The organism is Lacrimispora amygdalina (assembly GCF_003432035.1).
In the GTDB taxonomy this organism is placed as follows: domain Bacteria; phylum Bacillota; class Clostridia; order Lachnospirales; family Lachnospiraceae; genus Lacrimispora; species Lacrimispora amygdalina.
Genome location: NZ_QOHO01000102.1, coordinates 23692 through 30477, shown reverse-complemented (window position 1 = coordinate 30477; position 6786 = coordinate 23692). Strand labels below are relative to the sequence as shown.

At 41.2% G+C, this 6786-nt stretch carries 6 protein-coding genes; all 6 read right to left on the bottom strand.

Annotated features, from left to right (window positions below):
- Window positions 1–902, bottom strand: a 902-nt coding sequence (locus DS742_RS25125) for an ATP-binding protein (protein ID WP_170313586.1), incomplete at its 3' end; no start/stop codon positions are given.
- A gap of 14 nt (window positions 903–916) precedes the next feature.
- Window positions 917–2332, bottom strand: a complete 1416-nt coding sequence (brxL, locus tag DS742_RS25120) for a BREX system Lon protease-like protein BrxL (protein WP_117419672.1) — start codon at window positions 2330–2332, stop codon at window positions 917–919.
- Between the two features lie 10 nt (window positions 2333–2342).
- A complete protein-coding gene (locus tag DS742_RS25115) occupies window positions 2343–3155 on the bottom strand; it encodes a PglZ domain-containing protein (RefSeq protein ID WP_117419671.1) in 813 nt (270 codons plus the stop codon).
- On the bottom strand, window positions 3110–4879 hold the full coding sequence (locus DS742_RS25110) for a DNA methyltransferase (RefSeq protein ID WP_117419670.1): 1770 nt from the start codon (window positions 4877–4879) through the stop codon (window positions 3110–3112). The genes DS742_RS25115 and DS742_RS25110 overlap by 46 nt, the downstream gene beginning before the upstream one ends.
- 2 nt (window positions 4880–4881) lie before the next feature.
- A complete protein-coding gene (locus DS742_RS25105; RefSeq protein WP_117419669.1) occupies window positions 4882–5100 on the bottom strand; it encodes a helix-turn-helix domain-containing protein in 219 nt (72 codons plus the stop codon).
- Window positions 5101–5395: 295 nt separating this feature from the next.
- A complete protein-coding gene (locus tag DS742_RS25100) occupies window positions 5396–6775 on the bottom strand; it encodes a nucleotidyltransferase (RefSeq protein ID WP_117419668.1) in 1380 nt (459 codons plus the stop codon).
- Window positions 6776–6786 lie beyond the last annotated feature (11 nt).

Genomic DNA, 6786 nt, shown 5'->3' with positions numbered 1-6786 from the left:
GAAAACATACCCAACATGCCAGTTAGATAACCCACATAGTAAAAGCTCCCCTCTTCGCCGTTGATTCTTTTTGCCAAATCGGGAATTCGCTTCTTTAATTCAACCGGTTTCACTTCCCTGTTGTTAGCACATAGATGAAGCTCATGTTTGTCAGCGCCTTCAGCAACCATCATATGATATAACCTAAAGCTCTGATCCTTTATATTGAATGTATCCTGATTAAGTCTGTCACTGAAGTTCTCATTATACATATTATTCAGATCAAACTTATCGCCATCACTGTCTGTTAATACAATAGAAGGACACTGATTTACAACGAAGTACGGCAAACAATGTTCTATAATCTTTCTGGCAAGACTTTCTAAAGACAAAGAAACAGAATCCCTGTAATTTGCCTTCATGCCTTTCAGGGAAACTGTTGTCTTAATCTTTACATCAGCGTCGTCTGTAATTTTCTCTGTATTATCTTCTGGCTCTACGCCATTCTCTTTATCAAATGAGAACACTCTCTTAAAGGATCCATCTGCACCCTTGTAAATACTCTCAATTTCTACCTTTTCAAATGCCTTGAGCCACAAAAATCTGCCAATTCCTTTGCATCCCTTAGCTACCTTCAGTTTTGAGTATGCCTCCAGAAATGATCTATAATTCTCATCTGTAAAACCATTTCCATTGTCCGAAATATAAAAGTTCGTAAAGTGAGACTGTTCTTCTGCTCCGGTAATATTGATTTGTTTTCCTTCCAGACGTTCAGCATATATTTCAATGTGTTTATCTTCAACCTGTGTATCTTCCAGAGATTGTATGGAATTAACCACCGCTTCAAAAACAGGCCAAAGTGCCTTGCCCTCGCCCAGTGGTAATCGGTCTACATGACCTGCTATATTCATGGTCAATTTCATATGCTCACCTCTTTTTACTCCGCTACCTGTATATCTACCTTTGCATACTCAGAATCCATCTTATGCAGTTCATCTCTTACTCTCTGTCTGAGTGCAACAGCCGGCTTTACGCAATACTCATTAAATTCGCTCTGCTCAACCTTTAAATCCGGGAATATAAGCTTCAAATATGCTGATGCAAGCCTTGTTATTGCCTTCCTGTCACGCATATCGTTACAATTCAGCAGCTGCATATTCATATTCACATAATCCGTATACTGTGGTTCCGATCTGAGGTTATGCAGTATCTCGGAAAAGAAATCCCCCTTAAATCCAAGTGTCACTGACGGCGTGTCTTTTGATACTCTTGGCATGTACCATCCAGGTATAATGCCATGAAGTCTGTCCACAAAAGCCGTCTCCTGTAGGAAATTCGGAATTTCCCTAAATAGACCTTCCCCCAAATGTACCGGTACATGGTTTTCATCCAACGTGATATTCGCAAGCATTACAAATCCTGATTCTGCAACTGCTTCAGTATTACCACGGCTAAACTTACCACTTTCCAAATATACCTTCAGCCCTGCTATAAGTTCGCCCTTTGCATCACCCTGAATGCTCTGTGCCTCGTCAAGCACCACTGCATCATATCTCGTAACTATACCCGGAGTGTTTGTTGCGTTGTTATGGAACATAACGGCAGGGGATATTTTCCCGCCACCTACTACTCGGGCATATCGAGACACATTTCCATATACAAATGATTTACCCGTACCTTTCGGAGCAAGCTCAATCAGATTCACCCTTGATTCCACAAGTGGCAGCAATCTTGTCAAAAGAACGGTTTTCTGTTCTTTTTCATATATCTTGGGATTAAAGCCCATGCTCGATATAACAAGATCTATCCACTCATCTGTAGTAAAATTTTCACGACAGGACTTATAGTATTCAAGATCCACATCACCGACCTGAAATGGCTTGAAACTACGCATCCAAACCTTTCCCTTTTCACCCTTATCCTCCGGCGGTGCATACATAAGATCCGCCACTCCCCATACTCCACTTGTGAGAAGCAACTTGTTGTCATCAACAATTTCCTGCGATATCCCCGCATCATTCATATCAAGGAAGGGTATCTTGAGTGTTCTTGTTCCATTCTTAAGATTTACGGCAACGCTATAATCGTCAAGCAGGCGGACTGTTTCCATATTAAGGAGCTTATTCTTTATATCTTCCTTAAATCCCTTTTGAGGAAGATATTTATTCACGAAAGAAGCTACCTTATCACGTGAATCCTCTGTAAGCTCACCATCTTCAAGAAAATTGTACAAGATCCACTCTCCAACATATGTCGGAATGGCTCTTGCGGAGAATCCGGCACTATTGATTAGATTTTTATTGATTACTACTTCTCCAAAGGAGTCATATGCTTTCTGCTCAAAACTCTCCATCTTTCCCTCCTTAAATAAGATCTGACAGGTCAGTACCTGAACTCTGTGCAGACTTGATAGACATAGCTATCTCAGACTGGTAGCTATGCTTTCTTCCGTTCGCAGAATAGTTTACAGTGATTATCATTCTTTCATTATTCTTTTTATCCATCGACTTTGTTATTCTTGCGTCCTGGATATCAATCGTGGTCGTTTCTAATCCGGATATGCTAACTGCTATCGGTTTGCTGTACTTGATATTCCCATTTTGTATGATGATCTCGACATTCTCGACAGGGAACTCATTATAATTCTTGACAAGGAATGTCAGTTTCAGTTTCACAGCAAATCTAAGATTATCGTTCACAAGCATTATTTCGGGATTCTTGCACATATCCATATCATATGAGAACCTCGCAAACGGTACTATTGCTTCTTCGGGCGTAATGCCTCCATGAACGTATCCCTTTAAGTCATTTTTTATGAAACGGTTATATCCCCTTGCAATAAAGAAACTGTTCTCAGTACCATATCTTTTTTTATCAAGTGCATAGCATAAGCTTCCTATTGCAGCTTTCGTATTTTCATAATCTTCATCACCAACCTCTATAAACCTATAATCCGATTCCTCTGCTTTGTCTTTGTAATACTTTGGATCAATTCCGTTTGGCTGTGATGGCAGTATTTGTGTACTTCCGTGATCAGCGATGAAATATACTCTTGTGTCCTTTTCTCTCCCATGCTTTTTAAGCACTTTCGATATCTCAGAAACAAGTGCCTCAATTTCTTTCTGTATCCTTACTTCAATCCTTTGAGCGCTTGATCCCTGGTCTTCATGAAGCATAACGCTTTATCATTCGTAACAGAAATAAGCCATAACGATAATCTCGCCAGTAATACAGATAGATTGTTTATATCTATACCGTAAATACAGTTCTCAACAACCTTTCTGCGCCAGTAGGTAACATCAGCATTTATCTCGTCATTCTCCCACTGGTTACCCTCAAGAATATCTACAATGTAATTCGATACCTGATATGCAGCATTTACAAGGAAATGACCGCTACCCATAGCACTATCCACTATGCTTAGGGACAGTATTTTCTCTGTGATAAACTCAACCGTTTTTTCATCAATCTCATGTTGGAGCTGTTTTCTTCTGTGCTCAATAGGCTCGTATGACAGTTCATCTCTCACCTCTTTGAGTTCATCATCAAGTTCTGATTTTAATTCATCGAGCCGTTTCCCAACTGTGTTCTTTACAATGTAATCAACAACATCCTCCGGAGTGTAATAAGCACCTGTCTCCTTGCGTTCCAAGGCATCCTGCGAAAGATATATCTCCCCCGGTTGAACGAGGTTATTCTTATCGCTGTTTTTCAGCGTTGTTTCAGATGCCTTAATATATGCCACTTTTTCCTTAGATTTTCTCTGCACCATAAGTTCGTCCGCTATGAACAACTGGTACTCCAACAATCCTTCATAGATAGCACCGAGATTGCGAACGGATAGATCCTTATATTCTATTTTCTGTGCATAGTCCTTCTTACGACCTGCTATATATGCAAGCTCCATAAGACACGGAGCAAGATGCTTGTTTGCGATACGGTATTCTTTTAGGATAGGCTTGTCATCATTTGAGAAAAGTCCGCCGTTATAGTTTTTATCAACGTATATTCTGAGCTGCGAATCCAATCTGTCCCAAAGGTCAAAATCATTACCGACCTCAGTAAGTCTTGATTCAATGTAATAATCCTTTGCGGTCTGACACAGCATAGTAAAGCTATCCTGGTAATCAGGATCGTCTGCTCTTACTGGTAGAAGTTCCCTTGCTTCTGCATATCCAAGGAAAAGGAGTCGATACAGCAGGATAATCGCATCCTCATATATCTGTTTCTTATCTTCCTCTGTAAAGGACGGTCTATTCATATTGTCCTTAAGTCCATAGCACAGACCTGTTAAAATGCTTTCTGCTTTTGAACGAAGTACTTCCTCTACATTTTCCTCGGATTCGTCAGACTTATCCTTAAAGGCATCTATGGTAAGTGTATCTGATCCATTATTCTTAAAGGAATTCGCACCGAACATGAACGCAAAAACATGGCCGGACAATTCTGCCTTGCCAGTTTCAAGTTCATTTCCTATATTGACAGAGAAGAAGTGCTCATACGGACTCACTCCAGTAGTATTTAGCAATCTCCATTCAGTTCCATTGGTAATAACAACCCATGACACAGCTCTCTCTGCAGCTTTTCTCACAGCATCAACCGCATAATATTTTCCCTTAACAGTCGATCCTACTTCGCAGTCTCTATCTAACAGATATACAAGAGCTACAGTTTTATCCGCTTCAATCTTAATCCAGCGGTAATCTCCGTCCTGCTCCTTCTCATAACCCAGAGTATCCAAAGCTATATCTTCAAAAGAAGTCCAATCTTCCTTATACTCCTGATACCATGAACAAATATTGTCGAAAATATCATCATATTCCTTCGCATTTTTCTCCACTTTTTTGAAAGCGTCCTGGATGAACGCTTCAGAAAAAAGGAAGTTATTTCTATAATCCATGCCTATGCCTCCTCGGAATCCTTTTTTACGATTTCAATCAAATCCCCTATCTCGCAATCAAGTACATTTGCAATCTTTTCCAGACTTTCAATCGAAACATATTCATTCTTTTTCATTTTCGTAAATGTACTTGCGCTGACATCAGCCATTTCTCGTACTTTGGGGTTCGTCATCTCCTTCTCGGCAATTTTCATCCATAGCTTTCTGTAACTTACACTCATTCCTTGTCCTCGCTAACCTCAAACAAACACATCACTAAAACGTCTAAAATTGGGTAAAACAACTCATTTACAATTATATCTCTATTCGTGTGCTTTGTAAAGATAAAATCTCGTTATCTCGAAATTTCTTGTTTGATTTAGCGAGTTTTGGCATTATTTTCAAAATTCTTACTTTTCCACTTTTTTACAATACTTTTCATCTGCTTAAAGGCTGTATAACAAAAAAGAGACCAGAACAGGGTACTTCCCCATCCTGATCTCATATTACAAATTTACCTGTCCAATAAACACACCTTTAAATCTCAATATGTGGTTTTACCGGCTCATTTTGCACCTGTCGCTGTGTTTCTCTTTGGGGGACTGCACTGTTTGCAGCCACTATTGCTTTCTTGGCTGCAAGTCGCGCCCGTAGTGATGGGCGTTCCCCTCTTGCCCTGCGTTTTCTTTCCTCTTCCTCGATTCGTTGCAGCTCTTCCAAGCGTTCCTGCTCCGCTTGCCGGGCTTCCCTTTTCTCCTCGGATTTTGGAACCGTGTTGCTGAGTACATTGTCGATCTGGTTAAGATTAACCTCTTCAAGCTCCTCCACTTTGGCAAGTGGCTTGTACTCAGCCAGCTTCACAAGCAGTTCCGCAGCCTTGCGGACATCCTCGATGTTGTCACTCTCTTCTATCACAGTTCCCAGGTACTTCTTATAATCCGCAGAGTTGCCGTTTCTTATATCATCGGCTATGTTCTGCACCTGTAACTCCCAGTTATCGACCGTATCTTTGTACTCATACGGATCAAAGTCACTGGAAAAGCGGTCTATTTCAGCCGCCAGCTTCGCAGCCTCGTCCACATATACCGGCTTAACAGCATCCATATCCTGTTCCGGTATATCCTGTACAGTCAATCCCGGCAGTGTCCCGATTACCTTTACATCCGGGAATGCATCTATGATCTGTCCGACCTTTGAGAGTCCCTCCTGATTATTCCATATCTGAGGAACATACCGCAGATCATCAAGATCTATGCTGTTTCCATAAAGTACATCCATCTGCACATCATCTATCTCCGGTGTCCCGGCTTCATGTATGTTGATACCGACAGCAGGAATCATATTACTATGGTTTTCACGGATGCCTTCAAACAGAGCTTTTGCTTCTTCTATCGTGGCAATTCCCTCATGATAGGCTCCCATGCTGTGAAATTCGCCGCACTCCGCAACGGTATAGGTTATCTCTGTGTTACGCTGCTGCGCTTCCTGCATCATCTGAGCCTGCTTTTCTTCAAGATACGTTTCCACACCGGTCAGATACCCGGAAAGACTCCCGTGTTGTTCCTGTGCTATCGGGTTTATATCAAGGTTTACGCCACACATAATGATATCGCTCTGATGAAGAGTATTAAAAAGATCATCCTCCCTCACCGAGCCGCTGTAATACAACACCACATCAAGGTCAGCTCCTTTCTCCTCCATACCCCTGCAACGACTGCCGGATACAACGACATCCTCAATGGTTACATCCATTCCGTAATCATTCACTATATCCTGCACTATTTTTTTGACATTAGCCTCTATCGTTTCAGGATCCATGCCGTCAAGCTCATGGAACTTCTCTTTGGTCTTATCCTTAAATGCGCTTATGACAGCGGCATCGTTAAGGCTTTCGCCTTTTGTTTCGTCTTTTGCCATTTCCGCTCCTT

Coding starts and splice junctions, on each gene's coding strand:
- brxL (WP_117419672.1), bottom strand. CDS start 2,332: ATGGAGAGTTTTGAGCAGAAAGCATATGACTCCTTTGGAGAAGTAGTA.
- DS742_RS25115 (WP_117419671.1), bottom strand. CDS start 3,155: ATGCTTCATGAAGACCAGGGATCAAGCGCTCAAAGGATTGAAGTAAGG.
- DS742_RS25110 (WP_117419670.1), bottom strand. CDS start 4,879: ATGGATTATAGAAATAACTTCCTTTTTTCTGAAGCGTTCATCCAGGAC.
- DS742_RS25105 (WP_117419669.1), bottom strand. CDS start 5,100: ATGAGTGTAAGTTACAGAAAGCTATGGATGAAAATTGCCGAGAAGGAG.
- DS742_RS25100 (WP_117419668.1), bottom strand. CDS start 6,775: ATGGCAAAAGACGAAACAAAAGGCGAAAGCCTTAACGATGCCGCTGTC.